Genomic DNA, 19,133 nt, shown 5'->3' with positions numbered 1-19,133 from the left:
CCGCTCTGACGGCTCACATGGCCGGTGCGGACTTCAGGGCCGCGGTGTACTGGGTCTTCTTCGCGTCCGTGCTCAGCACCCAGTTGGCGGTGCTGTTCAGGCCGGAGTTGAAGTAGGTGAAGGCAGACCCACCGCGCGCCTTGAGCTGGTTGTAGGCAGTCCCGAGCCAGGTCGGGTCGTCCTCGGCAGCGGCGTCGGTGTAGCCGGTCTCCGCGACCCCCCAGGCCATGTCGTGAGCCTTGGCCCAGGCGCTGGTCGGCGCGTAGTAGTCGCGGTCGAAGTTGCTGTAGGTGGTCTTGATCTTCCCGTCGGTCGGGGCGCCGTACCGCTGGTAGATGTCGATGCCGAGCATGTCGATCTTCGTGTTCTTCGGCATGATGTTGTCCAGGCTGTACTGCGCCGGTCCGAAGAACTGGTTCCATCCGGTGACGATGATCGTGTAGGCCACGTTCGGCGCTGCGGACCGCACCATCGGCGCGAGCCGGGCCTGCATCGCGGTCCACTGGGTGATGTCGCCGTCGCCCTCGGGCTCGTGGTGGAAGGCCAGCCACACCGGGCCGTTGAGCTGGCTCAGCCTGGTGGCCAGGTCGAGCGTCCAGGCATCGCCCTTGCCGGCGACCATGTCGCCCCAGCTGTAGGGCATCTTGAAGCTGATCCACGGGATCCGGTGCTTGGCGAGGTCGGTCTTGGCGGTGTTGACCGCGCTGGTGACCTGGCTGGCACCCCAGTAGGTGCGGTGGATGCCGAGCTGGTGGCCCATCGTGGTCTCCCACGAAGCCGGGTCGGTGTTCGATCCGAAGGCGCTGCCGAGGAGGGCGGCGCAACCGGCGGGGATGCCGCGGGTGTTGTAGGCGCAGCCGTTGCTGAGCTGACCGGCCACAGGGGCGGGCGTCGGTGTGGGCGTCGGTGTGGGGGTGGGGGTCGGCGTCGGGGTGGGAGTCGGCGTCGGGGTGGGAGTCGGCGTCGGGGTGGGGGTCGGCGTCGGGGTGGGCTCAGGGGTGGGGGTGGGGGTCGGCGTCGGAGTGGGCTGCGGGGTGGGAGTCGGAATCGGGAGCGGGACGGGCAGCGGGGGGAACGTCGCGGCGGGTGCAGGCACCGGGACCACCGTGACGTTGTCGACGAAGAGGTACTGCTTGCCGCGCAGGCGGGTGGCCGTCACGCGGACGCCGAGGTTGCTGGCGGCCCGACGCGCGGTGGCGGTCATGGTGACCTTCTGCCAGGTGGGTGTCGGCCGGAAGGAGGTGCCGGTGGCGGCCACGAGGCGGCCGTTGGCGGTCTCCCGCAGGGCCATCCGGGCCAGCACGCCGGGACGGGTGGAGCGCACCAGCGCCGAGACGGTGTACTGCTGTCCCGCCCTGGAGGAGCGGACCAGGTTGGCCCGGCTCACGAGTACGGCGGTGGCGGCGCGACGCGCCGAGATCGCGACTGCGTGACCCGCTCCGCGCTTGATCAGGGCGACTCGGGTCGCGGCCGTGCCGGCGTGCCAGCCGGTGGCGCCCCTGTCGAAGCTGGCGGCTGCCCGCGATGCGGCACCCGCGCTGGTTGCGGTCAGTCCGACACCGAGAGTGGCCAGAAGGGAGAGCAGGGTGAAGCAGAGCGCGGTGTTCCTCAAGCGGGCGAGCATGCTGGTACTCCAGTAATGTCAGGGGGCTGGGACCGATCGACCGTTCCTCGCTCGCCCGAGCGATGAGGTTCAGGACGTGTTCTCAGTATACGGGCAAAACGGACATAAGGTAAGAATTCGCCCAAGAGTCGTCGTCATCACCGCAGGCTCGGCAGCGCACGTACAGGCGCGCCGTCCGCGCCCATCCGGCCCGGGGTCGTCCCCGGGGTGCGGCTAGCCCGTCACCCCTGGTAGGGCCGCAGTCGCGGCCACCAGCCCGGCACCGCGTCGCGGTAGCGCTGGTAGGAGTCCCCGTGCTGCCGCGCGAGCTCGGGCTCTTCGTAGCCGCGGACGAAGGCCCAGACGCTCACCAGGAACACCAGCAGCCACCAGAGCACCCCGGTGCTGCGGAAGATCAGCGCCTGACCGCCGATGATCGACGCGACGGCGAGGTACATCGGGTTGCGCACGTGGCGGTACAGTCCGCCGACCACGAGTGACTCCGTGGGGGCGACCGGCGCCGGCGTACCGAGCCCCTCGGTCACGAAGCGCCAGAAGCACGCCATCACGGCTGCCAGACCGAGCACGACCAGACCCGTGCCGAGCACGTCGAGCACGCCGACCCCACCGTCGGGACGCTCCCACTGCGTGATCAGCCAGGGCACGAGACCGGCCGTCGTCCCGGGTGCCAGGAAGAAGAAGACCACCGTGTACACGGCAGCGCGTTTCACCCGGCAAGGCTAGATCAGCCGGAGTACGACGTACCTCGCTCCGCCCGGTGCCAGGTGATCCCGCCTCCGAGCCCCTCGGCCCGGAGGTCCCGCTTGAGCACCTTGTTGGTCGCGGTGCGCGGCAGGGCGTCCAGGATCCGCACGTGGTGCGGCCACTGCTTAGGACCCAGGTCGGCCTGGTCGGACAGGAAGGCCTCGAGCCCCTCGGGGGTCAGCTCGTCCACGAGCACCAGGGCGACGACCAGCCGGTCACCCGAGGCAGGGTCGGGTACGGCGTACACGGCTGCCTCGGCGATCGCCGGGTGCCGGACGAGGATGCGCTCGATCGGGGCGGCGGCGAGGTTCTCTCCGTCGACCCGCAGCCAGTCGGCCGTACGCCCGGCGTAGTACACGAAGCCGGCCGCGTCGCGGTAGGCGAGGTCGCCGCTCCAGTACATCCCGTCGCGCATCCGCTCGGCCGTCGCAGCCTCGTCGTTGTAGTAGCCGGCGAACTGCCCGGTGCCGGCCGTGTTGACCAGCTCACCCGTCGCCTCGTCGAGGTTGGCCACCCGACCGTTGTCGTCGAAGACCGCCCTCGGGCACTCCTGGCCGGTCTCGGGATCGAGCACCGCGACGCCCTCGAGAGGCATGCCGAGCGAGCCGGGGGGCGTGCCCTCGATGCGGGAGACCACGACGGCGTTCTCGGTGGACCCGAAGCCGTCGACCACGCGACACCCGAAGCGCTCCGAGAAGGCCGCGATGTCGCGGTCGCCGGCCTCGTTGCCGAACGCCAGCCGCAGCGGATTGTCGGCGTCGTCGGGCCGGGCCGGTGTGGCCAGGACGTAGGAGAGCGGCTTGCCGACGTAGTTCAGGTACGTCGCGCCGTAGCGGCGTACGTCGGAGAGGAAGCCGCTCGCCGAGAACCGCTCCGCCAGCGCGATGCAGCCGCCGCACACCAGGGCCGGACCCCAGCCGGCCATCACGGCGTTGGAGTGGAACAGCGGCATCGAGGCGTAGAAGACGTCCTCGGCACCGAGCCCGAGGCGCTCGACGAGATAGGCGCCGGGGACGGTGACCTTCTCGTGGGTGATCCGCACCGCCTTCGGGTCGCCGCTCGTGCCGGAGGTGAAGATCAGCATGAACAGCGACGCCGCCTCGGGAGTCGCGTCCGGGGCCACCGTGGGTGCGGCACCGACGCGTTGGCTCCACGACGGGTCGTCACTCCGCTCGAGGCGTACGCCGGCCAGGTCGATGCCCTCGAGCAGCGGCAGCAGCCGCGGGTCGGCCACGATCACCTGGCAGTCGGCCTTGCGGATGTCGGCGAGCAGCGCCTCGCCACGACGGGTGGTATTCAGCCCGACGGCCGCGTGGCCGCCGAGACCGGCGGCGCCGAGCTGGAAGGCCATCTCGGGGGTGTTGTCCATCAGCAGCCCGACGTGTCGTGGCCGATCCTCCGCCAGCAGGTCGTCGAGCACGTGGGCGCGACGGGCGCACTGCTCGACGTACTCGCGCCACGACCAACGCTCGTCACCCGCGAGCAGGGCAGGGCGGTCGTCCGCCGAGCGCGCCAGCAGCGCGTCCCGGACCGTGCTCATCTCAGGACGGGTCGCCGGCCATCAGCGCGCCGATGAGGCGGGCCTGGTCGGTGGTGCCGCCGAGCGCGAACTCGAGCCGCTTGGCCGCGGTGAAGTAGCGGTGGGCCTCGCCGTCGAGGTCGATGCCCACCCCGCCGTGGACGTGCACCGTCGTGTGCGCGACCCGGTGGCCGGCGTCGGCGGCCCACAGCTTGGCGACCGCGATCTCCTGGGTGGCCGGGAGCGACTCGCTCAAGAGCCACGCCGCCTGCCACATCGTCAGCCGGGTGCCGAGCACGTCGATGTAGCCGTCGGCCAGCCGCTGCGAGACGGCCTGGAAGGTGCCGATCGGACGGCCGAACTGCTCCCGTGTCTTGGCGTACTCCGAGGTGAGCGACAGCGCACCCTCGAGCACTCCGAGCTGTTCTGCGCACACCGCGACGGTGAGGCGCTCGGTGAGCCACTCGACGATCGCGGCACCCTCGCCGATGGTGCCGAGCACGCGGTCGTGGGGGATGACCGCACGGTCGAGCTCGAGCCGTGCTGCCACCTCCTGGCCGCTGAGCTGCTGCGGGACCACAGCGACCCCGGGGTCGTCGCAATGCACGAGGAACACGGTGAGGCCGGAGGAAGTCTCGGCCGGGACGATGAACAGGTCGGCCAGCGGACCCGAGGGGACCGCCGCCTTGCTGCCGGTGATCAGCCAGCTGGACCCGTCGTTGTCCGCACGCGTCACCGGATGGGCGGGCGCGAACAACCGATCCTCGGAGAGCGCGGTGGTGAGCACGAACTCACCCATCCCGGCGACGTCCAGCCAGCGGGCCTGCTGCGTCTGGTTGCCGAACGCTGCCAGCGCCATCGCCGTCACGGCGTGAGCGCCCAGGGGCAGCGGGGCGACTCGGCGACCGATCTCGACCAGCACGCCGGCCAGCTCGAGGATGCCGAGTCCGCTGCCGTTGTGCTCCTCGGGAACGGTCAGGGCGATCAGTCCGGAGTCGGCGAAGCGCCGCCACAGGTCCTGGTCGAAGCGCACCGCCCCGGACTCGACCTCGCGGAGTCGCTCGGGGGTGCAGTGCTTGTCCAGGATGGTGCCGGCCAGCTCGCCCGCCTCGACGCCGTCGGGGGTCTGCTCGAAGTCCATGCCAGTCCCTCTATCGCTTGGCGGGCGGGAGCCCGAGGCCGACGTACCCGATGATGTCGCGCTGGATCTCGTTGGTGCCGCCGCCGAAGGTCATCACCAGCGAGGACCGGTAGAAGCGCTCGAGGCGGCCGCGCAGCACGGTGCCGCTGGAGCCGGCACTGACCAGTGCCTTGGGCCCGACGACCTCCATCAGCGACCGGTAGACCTCGGTGGCCATCTCGGAGCCGTAGACCTTGGTCGCGGACGCGTCGGCGGGGGAGAGGTCCTTGGTCGCGGAGGCCAGTTGCCAGTTGAGCAGCTTGAGCATGTCGGCACGGGCGTGGGCACGGCCGAGCAGCACCTGCACCCACTCGGAGTCGATCACGCGGCTCCCGTCGGGGTTGCGCGTCTGCTGGGCCCAGTCGGTGACCAGCTTGATGGAGTGGGTGACGGGGGCCGCGGACGTCAGCGCCACGCGCTCGTGGTTGAGCTGGTTGGTCATCAGCGCCCAGCCGCCGTTGAGCTCGCCGACGAGGTTGTCCTTCGGCACCCGGACGGCCTCGTAGTAGGTCGCACTCGTGCCGACTCCGGCGATGGTGTGCACCGGCGTGTAGGAGAACCCGTCCCTGTCGGCCGGCACCAGGATCATCGAGAGGCCCTTGTGGCGGGGCAGGTCGGGGTCGGTACGGCAGGCCAGCCAGATGTAGTCGGCGTACTGGATCAGCGAGGTCCACATCTTCTGCCCGTTGATCACCCACTCGTCGCCCTCGAGCCGCGCCTTCGTCTGCAGGCTGGCGAGGTCGGTGCCGGAGCCCGGCTCGGAGTAGCCGATCGAGAAGTGCATCTCGCCCTTGAGGATCTTGGGCAGGATCTCGCTCTTCTGCGCGTCGGTGCCGAACCGCATGATCGTCGGGCCGACGGTGTTCAGCGTCAGGTAGGGGATGGGTACGCCGGCGATGGCCGCCTCGTCAGTGAAGATCAGCTGGTCCATCATCGAGCGGTCCTGGCCGCCGTACTCCTCCGGCCAGCCGATGCCGAGCCAGCCGTCGTGCCCGATCTGGCGGATGACCTCCTTGTAGACGTCGGCGGCCCCGAACTCGCCGTCGCCGCCACCTGCGGCGTCATCACCGAAGGCGTTGGTGGAGGCGGCCAGGCCGGCCCGTCGCTCCGGAGTCACCAGCGCCTCGAAGTAGTCGCGGAGCTCGGCGCGCAGCTTGTCCTGCTCGGGGGTCAGAGCGATGTGCATGGGGCTCCTGAAAAGCGACTCGAGTCGGGCTCGGATTGGGCGTTGGACTGTCAATCTCCCGCGTAAAACTATAACCTGTTCTTGTTTCCGGCCACCATGACGGAGGAACCGATGAGCACCAGCACCACGTCAGCACCCGCCTCTGGGCCCAGCCAAGCACGTTCCATCGACCGCGGCACCCCGCCGCAGCGATTCGCGCGCGGCTGGCACTGCCTCGGCCCCGTGTCGCTCTTCGACGACGGGCTGCCGCACGCCGTCCAGGGGTTCGGCGGGAAGCTGGTCGTCTGGAAGGGCGCCAACGGTGACCTCAACGTGCTCGACGGCTACTGCCGGCACATGGGCGGCGACCTGACCCAGGGCACGGTGAAGGGCGACGAGATCGCCTGCCCGTTCCACGACTGGCGCTGGGGCGGCGACGGCAAGTGCAAGGCGATCCCCTACGCCCGGCGGATCCCGCTGCGTGCCCGCACCCAGAAGTACGAGACCGAGGTGCGCAACGGCCTGCTGATGGTGTGGCACGACACCGAGGGCGGCCCGGCCGACCGCGACGTGCTCCCGCCGGAGCTCGACGGCATCATGGACGACTCGAAGTACACCGACTGGAACTGGAACACCCTCGACGTCCCGTCGGCGCACTGCCGGGAGATCATCGACAACGTCGTCGACATGGCGCACTTCTTCTACATCCACTTCGCCTTCCCGACCAGCTTCCGCAACGTGTTCGAGGGCCACATGGCCACCCAGTTCATGGAGTCGACCGGTCGGCCGGACATGGCGGGCGAGGGGTACGGCGACGAGGACCTCGTGCTGAAGTCCGAGGCGACCTACTTCGGGCCGTCGTTCATGATCAACTGGATCAAGAACGACTACAAGGGTTTCGTCACCGACGTGGTGCTGATCAACTGCCACATCCCGACCGGCCCCAATTCCTTCGTCCTGCAGTACGGCCTGAAGGTGCTCAAGCCCGAAGGCACCGACGAGAAGACGACCGACTACATCGGCAAGCGCTACACCCAGATGTTCGGCGACGGGTTCATGCAGGACGTGCACATCTGGCTGAACAAGGCGCCGGTGCAGAACCCCTTGCTCTGCGAGGAGGACGGGCCCGTCTACCAGCTGCGTCGCTGGTACGAGCAGTTCTACGTCGACCAGGCCGACGTCACTCCCGAGATGACCGAGCGCTTCGAGTTCGAGGTCGACACCACCAAGGCCAACGAGTACTGGCACGAGGAGGTCGCCGAGAACCTGAAGAAGAAGGCGGCCGAGGACTCCGAGTCCGCTGAGGCGGGCGCCCCTGCTCCGACGGCGGCCGGCGGGGTCTGATGGTCTCCTTCGCCCCGACCAGCGAGGAGACGCTGGAGGACCAGCGTCTCTACACCCAGGCGCGCCTCACCAACGTGGCGTGCCTGGACTGTCTTGCCCAGGTGGGAGTGAAGAAGAACAGCGAGCACCACACCTCGATCCAGTGGAACGCCGAGGCGCTCGAGCACTGCGCCGAGTTCCGCAGGATGGACTCCGAGCCGGGGGGCCGCCACGTCTACCAAGGCTGCTCCCGGCTACGGTCCTCGATCGAACGTGCCGTCGCCGACGGCCAGATCGAGATCGGGGCCCTGGATGGCTACTGAGTCCTTCGTGCTGAAGGTGCTCGATGTCGTCGAGGAGACCGCCGACGCCCACTCGATCGTCTTCGAGGTGCCCGAGGATCTCCAGGAACAGTTCGGCTACACCCCGGGACAGTTCCTGACGGTCGCCGTACCCAGTGAGCAGACCGGCCTCGCCGCCCGCTGCTACTCGCTGTCGTCGGCGCCGCACTCGGGCCGGCACCAGATCACCGTCAAGCGCACCGTCGACGGCTACGCCTCGAACTGGATCTGCGACAACCTCCGCGAGGGCGACACCCTGCGGGTGCTGCCGCCGAGCGGGATCTTCACGCCGCGCGACATCGAGTCCGACCTGCTGCTGTTCGCCGGCGGCTCCGGTATCACGCCGATCATGTCGATCACCCGGACGGCGCTGGAGAAGGGGCACGGCAAAGTCGTGCTGTTCTACGCCAACCGCGACGAGAGCTCGGTGATCTTCGCCCGGGAGCTGGCCGAGATGGCGGGGGAGTACGCCGACCGGCTGGTCGTCGTGCACTGGCTCGAGTCGGTGCAGGGACTCCCGACGCAGGAGCAGCTGTTGTCGTTCGCGTCGTACTTCTCCAGCTACACGGCCTTCGTCTGCGGTCCAGCGCCGTACATGAAGGCCGTCAGCGACTCGCTCAAGGAGCTCGGCTTCCCCCGCGACCGACGCCACCAGGAGAAGTTCGTGTCGCTGGGTGGCAACCCGTTCGGCGACGTCGAGGAGATGCAGGCCGCCGCTCAAACGCTGGCTGACGCCGACGACCACGAGGACGACGACGAGCAGCCGATCGCCGGACCGATCGCCGTGGAGGTCGAGCTCGACGGCGAGCAGTTCTCCTTCGACGACTGGCAGGGCGACAAGGTGCTGCTGGAGTTCCTCGAGGAGAAGGGCGTCGACGCGCCGTTCTCCTGCCGCGAGGGCAACTGCAGCGCCTGCGCGTGCGTCGTGCTCGAGGGTGAGGTCAAGCTCAAGCACAACGAGGTCCTCGACGCCGACGACCTGGCCGACGGCATCCGCCTGGTCTGCCAGTCCCTCCCCGCCAGCGAGAAGCTCAAGATCACGTACAACGGCTGAGCGCAGCGAAGCCGTTCGAGCCGACCCACCCCCCGATGCGTCATCCGGATGGTGCGCTCCAGGCCACAGTTCGTATGACGCAAGCGACTCTCACCAGCCGCGCTGGCGCCACTCCTCGAGGTGGGGGCGTTCGTTGCCGAGGACCGAGTCGTTGCCGTGGCCGGGGTAGAACCAGGTCTCGTCGGGCAGTCGGTCGAAGATCTTGGTGCTGACGTCGTCGAGGAGGGACCTGAACGCGTCCTTGTCGCCGAAGGTGTTGCCGACGCCGCCCGGGAAGAGGCAGTCGCCGGTCCAGAGGTGGGGGGTGCCGCCAGGGTCGTCGTAGAGCAGGGCGATGGAGCCGGGAGTGTGGCCGACGAGGTGGATGACCTGGAGTACGACGTCGCCGAACTCGATCGTGTCGCCGTCCTGGACCTGGTCGTCGACGGTCACGCCGGTCTGCTCGGTGATCGCAGCTGCATCGGGCTGGCCGGCCACGGTGACGGCTCCGGTCGCGCCGACGATGTCAGCGAGCGCGCGATGGTGGTCCCAGTGCTGGTGGGTGGTGATGACCTTGGTCAGTCCCGAGGGCCCGATCAGCTGTCGCAGGTTCTCCGGTTCGGCCGCCGCGTCGATGAGCACCTGCTCGTCGGTGGCGCGGCACCGCAGCAGGTAGCAGTTGTTGGACATCTCCTTGTCCACCGCCAGCTTGGTGATGATCAGCCCCGCCAGCTCGCGGGTGTCCGGGGGACCGCCGGGGGCCACCTCGCCGGAGTAGGGACCGCTGTCGCCGATGCTCGCTGCCATGGGGCCCAGACTAGGGTCGAGTGGTGCGCCGACCCCAGCCCCTCCCCGTGACCGATGGACAGGAGTCGGTCTGGGACTACCCGCGCCCGCCGCGCCTCGAGACCACCACCGCACGGCTGGAGGTCGTGCTGGACGGCCGGGTCATCGCGCGTACGACGCACGGCTGGCGGGTCCTCGAGACCAGCCACCCGCCCACGTACTACCTCCCGGCGGACGCCTTCGACCCGGATGTCGTCGTGGCGGCCGACGACTCGAGCTGGTGTGAGTGGAAGGGCGCCGCGTCGTGGTTCGACCTGGTCGCGGGCGACACGGTGGCCAATAGGGCAGCGTGGACCTACCGCCAACCGGCGCCGGGCTTCGAGGCGATCGCGGGCGCGATGGCGGTGATGCCGGGTCGCGTGGAGCGGTGCCTCGTCGACGGTGAGATCGTGCGGCCGCAGCCCGGCGAGTTCTACGGCGGCTGGGTGACCGACAGCGTGGTCGGGCCGTTCAAGGGCGATCCCGGCACGCTGGGCTGGTAGCTCAGGAGACCGCGGTGCCGGACGCTCGTCGCCACGGCCCGATGGTCGGCAGCGCCCCGGAGTCGCAGGAGAGACCCTCGCCCGGGCCGCGCCCGGTGAGCCACCAGCCGAGCTCGGCGCCACGCCCCATGACCGTGGGTCCGCCGTCACCGCCGACGGCCCAGTGGCGACCGAGATCGGTGGCACGCAGCTGGAACGGTCCGGCGTCCGCCTGGTCGACGCAGACGGTGTCGAGCAGCTCCGCGACGAAGTCGTCGGGCCAGTCGTGCTGCGTGTACGACGTCCCGAGGTCGGCATGATGGATCTCGATCTCACGACGCCGGGTCGCCACGATCGTCACGGCCGGCCAGGCCGGGCCACCCGGCGTACGCGTGAACGCCCCGCCCCACCGATCCGGGTCGACTGCTGCGATGGCATCGCTGAACTGGGTCGTCGCGGCCAGCAGCCGGTCGCGCAGGTCGGTCGGGTCGGCCGTGGCCAGCTCCTCGATCTCTGCGTTGCGTTGCTCGTCTGACTCGTACATCGCCGGGGTCTGGCCCCGCGCGACCCCGTCCACGACCCCGGCCATGGCGACACCGTTGAGGGCCAGGTGGGCGACGACGTGGGCCCGCGACCAGCCGGGGAGGAGCGAGGGCTCCGCGAGCTCCTCGGCCGAGAGCCCGTCGACGGTGCGGTTCAGGGCGATCGTCGACGCCTCGAGACCGGACGGGTCGACGGCCGCGCGGGGAGTGTCCATGGCTCCATGAGTACCGCAGATGGCCCACGCAGACCATTCACCGGGCGCGGTGGGTCTGCGAAAGTCACTGCGTGAGCCTGAGCGACGTGACCGCGCCCCCGTCCGCTGCCCGTGCCGGGATCGTCGTGGGCTGCGTGGTCGTGCTCGGCCTCTCGCTGGCCTGGGCGTTCCTCAGCATGCGGGCGGTGATGGTGGTCGGTGGTTCGTGTGCCGACGGCGGCCCCTACGTGAGCGCGCAACCGTGTCCGTCCGGGGCCGGGTTCATCGGTCTCGCGATCCCGTTGATGCTCCTCGCGGCCTTCCTCGGCAGCTTCGCCGCCGCGTCGCTCTCGGCGCCCAACCTCCTGGTCCCGATGTGGGCCGGACTGTTCGGCTCGCTGGGCTGGAACTTCCTGGAGTACGGCATCACCACCACCGGCGGCCCGGTGGCCGGTTGGATCATCTGCGGCGTGGTGTTCTGGGTGATGGCGTTGCCGGCCGTCTACCTCATCGTGTTGGGGCTCCTGAACGCGATCGCCCCCCGTGCAGGCGCGACGAGCCGGCCCGAGGCGCGCAGGTGGTGGATGCTCTACCCCGTCCTGGGCGCGGTCGGCGCCGTCCTCGGCGTACTCAGCTTCAACGCGATGACCTGACCGCGGGCCGGCCTCATTCGTCGTCGCCCGTGATCGGCAGGAACACCGACTGCATCCGGCGTCGCGGCGGCGCCACGGCCTGGGGGCCGAACACCCTGGCCCGCGCCGAGGCGGTCACGACCCCGAGCGGCGCGGTCAGCAGGTAGGAGCAGGCGACCACGAGTCCCGTCGCGGCCGGGTCCAGCGCCAGCCCCACGACGAGGGCGACGGCCAGGACTGCGGTGGTGGCCCGCGCCTGGCGGGTCCGCGGGGAGAGGAGCCCGCGGAAGGAGCGGAAGCGCACCGTCGTGATCATCAGCAGCGCCGGGACGATGCTCACGCCGACCGGGACGAGCATGCCCGGCCCGTGGTGCGGGGTGCGCAAGGCGAGGATCGTGGCGATCACCACCAGCGTCGCGCCGGGGCTGGGCAGGCCGACGAAGTACTTCTTGTCCTCGAGCGGGTCCACCGTGACGTTGAACCGCGCCAGCCGGAACGCCGCGCAGGCCAGCCAGAAGAAGGCCGAGAGCCACGCCAGCACGGGGTTCTCCGGGAGCGCCCAGGTGTGCACGAGCACGGCCGGCGCGAGCCCGAAGGAGACGAGGTCGGCCAGCGAGTCGAGCTGTACGCCGAAGGGAGAGGTCGCCCCGACCAGACGGGCCACCGCCCCGTCGGCGATGTCGAGCACGATCGACCCGGCGAGCAGTGCGGCGGCCCAGGTGAACTTGTCGGCGAAGGCCAGCAGGATCGCCGAGAACCCGCAGGCCATGTTGCCGGTGGTGAACATGCTCGGCGCGGTGACGCGCAGCCGCTGGCGGGTGTTGAGCTGGCGCAGTGAGACGACGGCCGCGCCGGACGGAGACTTCAGCCGCCACCGGTCGAGCAGCCGGCGGCTGGGCTTCTCCGTCGCCGGGCTCAGGACGCGCTCGCGTCTCGGGCAGCCACGGTCGACGGCCACCGCGCGATCACCGTCTCGCCGGCCACCGTGCGGTCACCGACCGCCGCGGCCAGCTCGACGTGGGAGGGGACGAACACGTCCATCCGGGAGCCGAACTTCATCAGGCCGATGCGTTGCCCGGCCCGGAGCACGTCGCCCTTCTGCACCCGGGTCACGACCCGGCGGGCGACCAGGCCGACGATCTGGCGGAACACGACCAGCCGGAGCTCACCGTCGACGGTGTCGCTGACGGTGATCTCGCTGCGCTCGTTCTCGGTCGCGCTCTCGAAGCGGTAGGCGGCGTGCCAGCGGCCGGGCCGGTAGCTGACGTCCTCCACGGTCCCGCCGTACGGCGTCCGGTTGATGTGCACGTCGAAGAGCGAGAGGAAGATGCTCACCTGCTGCCAGTCACCCGGCGGTGCGACGCCGTCCTGGCCCGGGCCGGCGTACATCACCTTGCCGTCGGCGGGTGCCAGGACGAGGTCGCTGTGGACTTGTCGGTGGTCCGGCGTACGGTCTGGGTCGCGGAAGAACGCCGTCACCCCGGCGGGCAGGGCGAGCAGTGACAGGGCGCTTCGACGGTGTCCGGTCAACGCGGCCACGACTGCCGGGACGGCGCTCGCTGCCACGAACGGCGCAGCAGCCCGGTCGACGGCACCGCTGCTGGATGGTGGGAAGGAAAGCATGGGGTCACAGCCTAGATGGGCGCGGGCGTGGTGGGTCTCATGGCCGGGTGGTCGCCCGCGTGGCGCCTTGCCGGATCCGGTAGGATAGCGAACACTTGTTCGAACAGGTTCACAGACAGGTCAGGGGTCTCTTTCGTGGCTGATCAGCTCGTCATCCGGGGCGCGCGCGAGCACAATCTCAAGGACATCTCGCTCGACCTGCCGCGCGACTCCCTGATCGTGTTCACCGGGCTGTCCGGCTCCGGCAAGTCGAGCCTGGCCTTCGACACGATCTTCGCCGAGGGGCAGCGGCGCTACGTCGAGTCGTTGTCGGCGTACGCCCGCCAGTTCCTGGGCCAGATGGACAAGCCCGACGTCGACTTCATCGAGGGCCTGAGCCCTGCGGTCTCGATCGACCAGAAGTCGACCTCGAAGAACCCCCGTTCGACGGTCGGCACCATCACCGAGGTCTACGACTACCTCCGCCTGCTCTATGCCCGTGCCGGCCGGCCCCACTGCCCCGTCTGCGGCGCCCCCATCGAGCGCCAGACCCCGCAACAGATCGTCGACCGGGTGCTCCAGCTCGACGAGGGCACGCGCTTCCAGGTCCTGGCGCCGGTCATCCGTGGTCGCAAGGGGGAGTACGTCGAGCTCTTCCGCAGCCTCCAGTCACAGGGCTTCAGCCGGGCCCGCGTCGACGGCGAGACGATCCAGCTCGCCGAGCCGCCCAAGCTGGAGAAGCAGAAGAAGCACACCATCGAGGTGGTCGTCGACCGGCTCTCCGCCAAGGCGTCCTCCAAGCGTCGCCTCACCGACTCGGTCGAGACCGCGCTCAACCTCGCCTCCGGGCTGGTGGTCTTCGACCTCGTCGATGCGGACCCCAAGGATCCCCACAAGGAGATGAAGTTCTCCGAGCGGATGTCCTGCCCCAACGACCACGACATCGAGACCGACGACCTCGAGCCGCGCTCGTTCTCCTTCAACTCCCCGTTCGGGGCCTGCCCGACCTGCCACGGCCTCGGCACCCGGATGGAGGTCGACCCGGAGCTGGTGATCTCCGACCCGCAGGCCACCCTCGGCGAGGGCGTGATCGGGCCGTGGTCCGGCGCGCACGTGTCCGACTACTTCACCCGCCTGCTGGGTGCGCTGGGTGACGAGCTGGGCTTCGACCTGAACACCCCGTGGGAGGACCTGCCGGCCAAGGGCCGCAAGGCGATCCTCGAGGGGCATCCCACCAAGGTCCATGTCCGGCACACCAACCGCTACGGCCGCGAACGCTCCTACTACACCAACTTCGAGGGTGTGCGCCCCTACATCGAGCGCCGTCACCGCGAGGCCGAGAGCGACACCAGCCGGGAGCGTTTCGAGGGCTTCATGCGCGAGGTGCCGTGCCCGGCGTGCCAGGGGAGTCGCCTCAAGCCGGTGTCGATGGCGGTCACGCTCGGCGACAAGGACGCCGGCGGCATCAACATCGCCGACCTGTGCCACCTGCCGATCAACGAGACCGCGGAGTTCCTCGCCGAGCTCGAGCTGTCCACGCGTGAGCGCCAGATCGCCGAGCGCGTGCTCAAGGAGATCCAGGAGCGGCTGCGCTTCCTGCTCGACGTCGGTCTCGACTACCTCTCGCTCGACCGGCCGTCGGCCACCCTGTCAGGCGGGGAGGCCCAGCGCATCCGGCTGGCCACCCAGATCGGCGCGGGTCTGGTCGGGGTGCTCTACGTCCTCGACGAGCCGAGCATCGGCCTGCACCAGCGCGACAACCACCGGCTGATCCAGACGCTGGTGCGACTCAAGGACCTCGGCAACACCCTGATCGTCGTCGAGCACGACGAGGACACCATCAAGACCGCCGACTGGGTCGTCGACATCGGGCCCGGTGCGGGTGAGCACGGCGGCCAGGTGGTGCACTCCGGCACCGTCAAGCAGCTGCTCAAGCACCGCGACTCCGAGACCGGTCTCTATCTCTCGGGTCGCAAGAAGATCCCGGTTCCCGACGTACGCCGCCCGCCGTCGCCGGGCCGCGAGCTGACCGTGCACGGCGCCCGCGAGAACAACCTCAAGGACATCGACGTCTCGTTCCCGCTCGGGTGCTTCGTGGCCGTCACCGGCGTCTCCGGCTCCGGCAAGTCAACCCTGGTCAACGACATCCTCTACACCGCGCTGGCCAAGCAGATCTACAACGCCCGCACCGTGCCCGGCCGGCACACCAAGATCAGCGGGGTCGACCAGGTCGACAAGGTCATCCACGTCGACCAGTCGCCGATCGGCCGCACCCCGCGGTCCAACCCGGCCACCTACACCGGCGTCTTCGACCACGTCCGCAAGCTGTTCGCGTCGACCGCCGAGGCCAAGATGCGTGGCTACCTCCAGGGACGCTTCTCCTTCAACGTCAAGGGCGGGCGCTGCGAGGCGTGCTCGGGCGACGGCACCATCAAGATCGAGATGAACTTCCTGCCCGACGTCTACGTCCCGTGCGAGGTCTGCCACGGGGCGCGCTACAACCGCGAGACGCTCGAGGTGCACTACAAGGGCAAGACGATCGCCGACGTGCTCGACATGCCGATCGAGGAGGCGGTCGACTTCTTCGCCGCCATCCCGGCCATCTCGCGTCACCTGACCACGCTGGTCGAGGTCGGCCTCGGCTACGTCCGCCTCGGTCAGCCCGCCACCACCCTCTCCGGAGGCGAGGCCCAGCGCGTCAAGCTCGCCAGCGAGCTGCAGAAGCGGTCGACCGGCAGCACCGTCTACGTGCTCGACGAGCCGACCACCGGCCTGCACTTCGAGGACATCCGCAAGCTGCTCGGCGTGCTGTCCAGCCTGGTCGACAAGGGCAACACCGTGCTGGTGATCGAGCACAACCTCGACGTCATCAAGACCGCCGACTGGGTGATCGACATGGGTCCGGCCGGTGGCAACCGGGGCGGGACGGTGGTCGCGACCGGCACGCCCGAAGACGTCGCGGCTCACGCGGCGAGCTTCACCGGCGAGTTCCTGAAGCCGCTGCTCTCCGGCTGACCCCTTTCGCTCCTAGGATGGAGCGGTGGGCGCTGCCACGCTGCTCGGACGTCACCAGGAGCTCGGGGCACTCCGTCAAGCGCTGTTGTCCCCCGAGTGCCGCCTGCTGACCCTGACCGGCCCTCCGGGGGTCGGAAAGACACGGCTGGCCGCCACCTTCGCCGATGAGGTGAGCGATCGGTTCCCGGACGGCGTTGTCGAGGTCGACCTGCTCGGCAGCACCTCCGCAGAGGCCGTGGCCGCGCTCATCGGTGCCCGGTTCGGGATCGGCCGGGGCGCCACCGGCTCGGCCGTCGCCCGGCTGGCCGGACACCTGCAGGACCGGACCGTCCTGCTCGTCATGGACAGCTGTGAGGCCGTTCCCGACCTCGGCCCGATGGTGACGGCCGTGCTGGACGGGTCGCGACGGGTGAAGGTGCTGGCCACGTCGCAGGAGCGCGTCCGGGTCGCGACCGAACGGGAGTACGCCGTACCCCCCCTGGCCATGCCTGGCCCGGCTGGGGTCGGGCCGGAGGACCTGGAGCTGCTGGCCGCGGTGCCGGCCATGGAGATGTTGCTGGCCAGCATCCGGGCCGTCCGCCCCGACTTCAGCCTCGACGCCGGCAACGTGCGTGCGCTGGTGGGCATCTGTCGACGGCTCGAGGGGCTACCCCTGGCTCTGGAGGTGGCCGCCGCCCGGCTCGGGCAGTTCGAGCCAGCCGAGCTCGCCGTACGCCTGGAGAACCGGCACCGTCTCCTGGACGCCCAGCTCGCCCCGTCGGGTCGTCATCGCAGCCTGCACGCCGCCATCGCGTGGAGTCACGACCTGCTCGGCGAGGGCGAGCGGCTGGTGTTCCGGCGGGTGGCGGTGTTTCCCGGCGCATGGACCCTCGCCGCCGCGGCAGCGGTCGTCGCCGACTCGGACACCGACGTGGTGCAGGCCGTGGCCTCACTCGTCGCCAAGAACCTGCTCCGTAGCGTCACGACCAGTGACGGCACCGAGGCCTACGACCTCCTTGACACCTTGCGCCGCTACGGGCGCGAGGAGCTCGAGCGGACGGGGGAGTCGGCGGCGGTCGAGGTCCGGTTCCGCGCGCACTACGCCGCGCTGGCGGAGACGGCCGAGGCGGGGATGGGCACCCCCGACGAGGCGATCGCGGTGCACTGGAGCGACGACGACCTCACCAACCTCCGGGCGGCGCTGACGGCGAGCGTGGCCGCCGACGACCTGGCCAACGCGTTGCCGCTGGCAGCGGCCGCCGGGTGGTACTGGTACACCCGGGGCGGCCTCGGCGAGGCCGCCGTCGTCACCGACCTCGTCGACCGTGCCTTGGACCGTGACCTGTCCAGCCACGATCAGGACGCGTTGGGGGGTGCGGTGCTGATCGCCGGCATCATCGCGTGGGCCTGCGACGACCTGGAGGCAGCCCACACCTTGCTCCAGCGGGCCTGTGCGCTGGCCGAGGCCCTACCTTCGGTCCGGCGAGGTGCCATCGCGCGGGCCTTCCTCGGCCACCTCGCCCGCTCGGCCGGAGACCTCCCTCGTGCCCGGCGCGAGCATCTGACCGCTCAGGCGGCGTATGTCGAGCTGGGCAACCAGCGCGGCCGCGCCTGGGCCAGCCACGACCTGGCCCTGGTCGCCCTGGAGGAGGGCAAGGACGACGGGGCCGCGTCGCTGTTCGCCGACGCACTGTCGGTCTTCGAGAGCGACGGGGACGACTGGTCGTGCGCGTGGGGCTGGTCCGGGCTGGCCGAGGTGGCCCTGCGTCGTGCCCAGTGGCTGGAGGCCGGTGACCTGCTGGTGCGTGCGCTGGAGGTGTACGCCGCCAACGGCGACCAGCCACGGATCGCGCACTGCTGCCGGCTGTTGGCCGAGGTCGCCCGCGGGCGTGGACTCACCTCGCTGGCCGAGGACCTCACCCGGTCCGGCCTCTCGACGTCGAGACTGATCAGGCTGGCCCGATCGGTGCTGGAGTCGACGGCGGTGCCGACCAGCCCCCTGACGCCGCGCCAGCGCGAGGTGGCGGCCCTGGTGGCCGAGGGGGCCACCAACCGGCAGATCGCCCGGCGACTCGGCATCGCCGACAAGACGGTCGAGGTCCACCTGGCCCAGATCATGGCCCGCCTCGACGTGCACAACCGCGCGCAGGTGGCTACCCACGCCGTCCAGTCAGGCCTCGAGGCGCCGGCTCGCTGAGAAGTACTCAGGGATTTCCCCAATACCGGCGGACCATCCGGTCGCCGTAGACCTGTGGTGTCGCAGACCGCGACAGGGAGACATGAGGGAGCCCGTAATGAGCATCATGCAGGAGACGACGACCTACGACGTCGAGGGCAGGCTGTTGGAGGTGTGCAACTGCGAGGCCATCTGCCCGTGCTGGGTCGGACTCGACCCGGACAACGGCACCTGTGACTCGATCCTCGCGTGGGCCGTGGACAGCGGCACCGTCAAGGGGGTGGACGTGGGGGACCGCATCATCGGCCTGTCCGTGCACATCCCGGGCAACGTGCTCGCTGGCAACTGGAAGGCCGTCGTGTACGTCGACGAGCGGTGCGACGAGGCCCAGCAGGAGGCGTTGCTCGCCGTGTTCACCGGACAGCTCGGTGGGGCGATCGCCGACTTCGCTGCCCTGATCGGCGAGGTCGCTGCGGTCGAGCGGGTGCCGATCACCTGCACGGTGACCGACGGCCGCGGCAAGCTCTCCTTCGGGGACGTGGCCAACGCAGAGCTCGAGCCGTTCACGGGAGCCACCGGCCAGCCGACGACGCTGCAGGACACGGTGTTCAGCACCATCCCGGGATCCCCGGCCTACCCGGGTCGTGCCACGACGTTCACGCGCAGCGCCAGCGCCTACGGCATGGCCGACATGGCGGAGTCCGGGAAGAACGCCGTCCAGGGCGCCTTCCACTTCTCGGCCTGAGGATCGAGAGGG

The 19,133-nt window shown here is 70.0% G+C and carries 17 protein-coding genes; 8 read left to right on the top strand and 9 right to left on the bottom strand.

Translation table 11 applies throughout. The features are described from left to right. Positions 1-13 precede the first annotated feature (13 nt). The 5 genes from H976_RS29850 to H976_RS0105700 all read right to left on the bottom strand — a co-directional run bounded on the left by H976_RS29850 (position 14) and on the right by H976_RS0105700 (position 6,253). The gene (locus tag H976_RS29850; protein WP_027860768.1) at positions 14-1,624 is read right to left on the bottom strand and encodes a hypothetical protein; all 1,611 of its coding nucleotides are present in this window, start codon (positions 1,622-1,624) and stop codon (positions 14-16) included. Between the two features lie 221 nt (positions 1,625-1,845). After that, positions 1,846-2,334, bottom strand: a complete 489-nt coding sequence (locus H976_RS0105715; protein WP_027860767.1) for an isoprenylcysteine carboxylmethyltransferase family protein — start codon at positions 2,332-2,334, stop codon at positions 1,846-1,848. A gap of 14 nt (positions 2,335-2,348) precedes the next feature. Next, the gene (locus tag H976_RS0105710) at positions 2,349-3,908 is read right to left on the bottom strand and encodes an AMP-binding protein (protein ID WP_027860766.1); all 1,560 of its coding nucleotides are present in this window, start codon (positions 3,906-3,908) and stop codon (positions 2,349-2,351) included. 1 nt (position 3,909) lies between these two features. Further along, positions 3,910-5,028: an acyl-CoA dehydrogenase family protein gene (locus H976_RS0105705; protein ID WP_027860765.1), complete on the bottom strand. Its 1,119-nt coding sequence runs from the start codon at positions 5,026-5,028 to the stop codon at positions 3,910-3,912. A 10-nt stretch (positions 5,029-5,038) separates the two neighbouring features. Continuing rightward, complete coding sequence (locus H976_RS0105700) at positions 5,039-6,253, bottom strand: acyl-CoA dehydrogenase family protein (protein WP_027860764.1); 1,215 nt, start codon at positions 6,251-6,253, stop codon at positions 5,039-5,041. Between the two features lie 96 nt (positions 6,254-6,349). Between H976_RS0105700 and H976_RS0105695 the strand changes: the two genes are divergently transcribed. From H976_RS0105695 to H976_RS0105685, 3 genes are read left to right on the top strand one after another with little or no spacing between them, the layout of a single operon-like run. Then, complete coding sequence (locus tag H976_RS0105695; protein WP_304412353.1) at positions 6,350-7,576, top strand: Rieske 2Fe-2S domain-containing protein; 1,227 nt, start codon at positions 6,350-6,352, stop codon at positions 7,574-7,576. Further along, positions 7,576-7,878 (top strand): hypothetical protein, encoded by a 303-nt coding sequence (locus H976_RS0105690; RefSeq protein ID WP_027860762.1) that lies wholly within the window; start codon positions 7,576-7,578, stop codon positions 7,876-7,878. The genes H976_RS0105695 and H976_RS0105690 overlap by 1 nt, the downstream gene beginning before the upstream one ends. Continuing rightward, positions 7,868-8,950 carry a ferredoxin--NADP reductase gene (locus tag H976_RS0105685; RefSeq protein ID WP_027860761.1) on the top strand — a complete coding sequence of 361 codons (1,083 nt, stop codon included), beginning with the start codon at positions 7,868-7,870 and terminating at the stop codon, positions 8,948-8,950. Before H976_RS0105690 ends, H976_RS0105685 begins: the two co-directional genes overlap by 11 nt. Positions 8,951-9,040: 90 nt before the next feature. Here H976_RS0105685 and H976_RS0105680 read toward each other — a convergent pair whose 3' ends face one another. Next, positions 9,041-9,736 carry an MBL fold metallo-hydrolase gene (locus tag H976_RS0105680; protein WP_036224849.1) on the bottom strand — a complete coding sequence of 232 codons (696 nt, stop codon included), beginning with the start codon at positions 9,734-9,736 and terminating at the stop codon, positions 9,041-9,043. A gap of 47 nt (positions 9,737-9,783) precedes the next feature. On the opposite strand from H976_RS0105680, the gene H976_RS0105675 reads away from it, so the two are divergent. After that, a complete protein-coding gene (locus H976_RS0105675; protein WP_196803973.1) occupies positions 9,784-10,257 on the top strand; it encodes a DUF427 domain-containing protein in 474 nt (157 codons plus the stop codon). 1 nt (position 10,258) lies between these two features. Here H976_RS0105675 and H976_RS24720 read toward each other — a convergent pair whose 3' ends face one another. After that, positions 10,259-10,993: a maleylpyruvate isomerase family mycothiol-dependent enzyme gene (locus H976_RS24720; RefSeq protein WP_051276266.1), complete on the bottom strand. Its 735-nt coding sequence runs from the start codon at positions 10,991-10,993 to the stop codon at positions 10,259-10,261. 71 nt (positions 10,994-11,064) lie between these two features. Between H976_RS24720 and H976_RS0105665 the strand changes: the two genes are divergently transcribed. Then, positions 11,065-11,625, top strand: a complete 561-nt coding sequence (locus H976_RS0105665) for a hypothetical protein (protein WP_027860758.1) — start codon at positions 11,065-11,067, stop codon at positions 11,623-11,625. Between the two features lie 13 nt (positions 11,626-11,638). Here the strand turns inward: H976_RS0105665 and pssA are convergent, their stop codons facing one another. Then, entirely contained in the window at positions 11,639-12,562 is a 924-nt protein-coding gene (pssA, locus tag H976_RS24715; RefSeq protein WP_196803972.1) for a CDP-diacylglycerol--serine O-phosphatidyltransferase, read from the bottom strand. After that, the gene (locus H976_RS24710; protein ID WP_036224846.1) at positions 12,520-13,227 is read right to left on the bottom strand and encodes a phosphatidylserine decarboxylase; all 708 of its coding nucleotides are present in this window, start codon (positions 13,225-13,227) and stop codon (positions 12,520-12,522) included. The genes pssA and H976_RS24710 overlap by 43 nt, the downstream gene beginning before the upstream one ends. A gap of 135 nt (positions 13,228-13,362) precedes the next feature. On the opposite strand from H976_RS24710, the gene uvrA reads away from it, so the two are divergent. The 3 genes from uvrA (at position 13,363) to H976_RS0105640 (ending at position 19,121) form a co-directional block, all read left to right on the top strand. Then, positions 13,363-16,221 carry an excinuclease ABC subunit UvrA gene (gene uvrA / locus H976_RS24705; protein WP_036225017.1) on the top strand — a complete coding sequence of 953 codons (2,859 nt, stop codon included), beginning with the start codon at positions 13,363-13,365 and terminating at the stop codon, positions 16,219-16,221. A gap of 25 nt (positions 16,222-16,246) precedes the next feature. Next, positions 16,247-18,397: a LuxR C-terminal-related transcriptional regulator gene (locus H976_RS0105645; RefSeq protein ID WP_027860756.1), complete on the top strand. Its 2,151-nt coding sequence runs from the start codon at positions 16,247-16,249 to the stop codon at positions 18,395-18,397. A gap of 97 nt (positions 18,398-18,494) precedes the next feature. Next, positions 18,495-19,121, top strand: a complete 627-nt coding sequence (locus H976_RS0105640; RefSeq protein WP_027860755.1) for a DUF1326 domain-containing protein — start codon at positions 18,495-18,497, stop codon at positions 19,119-19,121. Positions 19,122-19,133: the final 12 nt, after the last annotated feature.

This window comes from Marmoricola sp. URHB0036 (assembly GCF_000426045.1).
Taxonomy (GTDB): Bacteria; Actinomycetota; Actinomycetes; order Propionibacteriales; family Nocardioidaceae; genus Marmoricola.
Note: the sequence above shows the minus strand (reverse complement) of the source record. Positions and strands in the feature narration are given on the sequence as shown.

Bases quoted from the DNA above. Each gene is read 5' to 3' on its own strand.
- H976_RS29850 (WP_027860768.1), bottom strand. From the start codon at position 1,624: ATGCTCGCCCGCTTGAGGAACACCGCGCTCTGCTTCACCCTGCTCTCC.
- H976_RS0105710 (WP_027860766.1), bottom strand. From the start codon at position 3,908: ATGAGCACGGTCCGGGACGCGCTGCTGGCGCGCTCGGCGGACGACCGC.
- H976_RS0105705 (WP_027860765.1), bottom strand. From the start codon at position 5,028: ATGGACTTCGAGCAGACCCCCGACGGCGTCGAGGCGGGCGAGCTGGCC.
- H976_RS0105700 (WP_027860764.1), bottom strand. From the start codon at position 6,253: ATGCACATCGCTCTGACCCCCGAGCAGGACAAGCTGCGCGCCGAGCTC.
- H976_RS0105695 (WP_304412353.1), top strand. From the start codon at position 6,350: ATGACGGAGGAACCGATGAGCACCAGCACCACGTCAGCACCCGCCTCT.
- H976_RS0105690 (WP_027860762.1), top strand. From the start codon at position 7,576: ATGGTCTCCTTCGCCCCGACCAGCGAGGAGACGCTGGAGGACCAGCGT.
- H976_RS0105685 (WP_027860761.1), top strand. From the start codon at position 7,868: ATGGCTACTGAGTCCTTCGTGCTGAAGGTGCTCGATGTCGTCGAGGAG.
- H976_RS0105680 (WP_036224849.1), bottom strand. From the start codon at position 9,736: ATGGCAGCGAGCATCGGCGACAGCGGTCCCTACTCCGGCGAGGTGGCC.
- H976_RS24720 (WP_051276266.1), bottom strand. From the start codon at position 10,993: ATGGACACTCCCCGCGCGGCCGTCGACCCGTCCGGTCTCGAGGCGTCG.
- H976_RS24710 (WP_036224846.1), bottom strand. From the start codon at position 13,227: ATGCTTTCCTTCCCACCATCCAGCAGCGGTGCCGTCGACCGGGCTGCT.
- H976_RS0105640 (WP_027860755.1), top strand. From the start codon at position 18,495: ATGAGCATCATGCAGGAGACGACGACCTACGACGTCGAGGGCAGGCTG.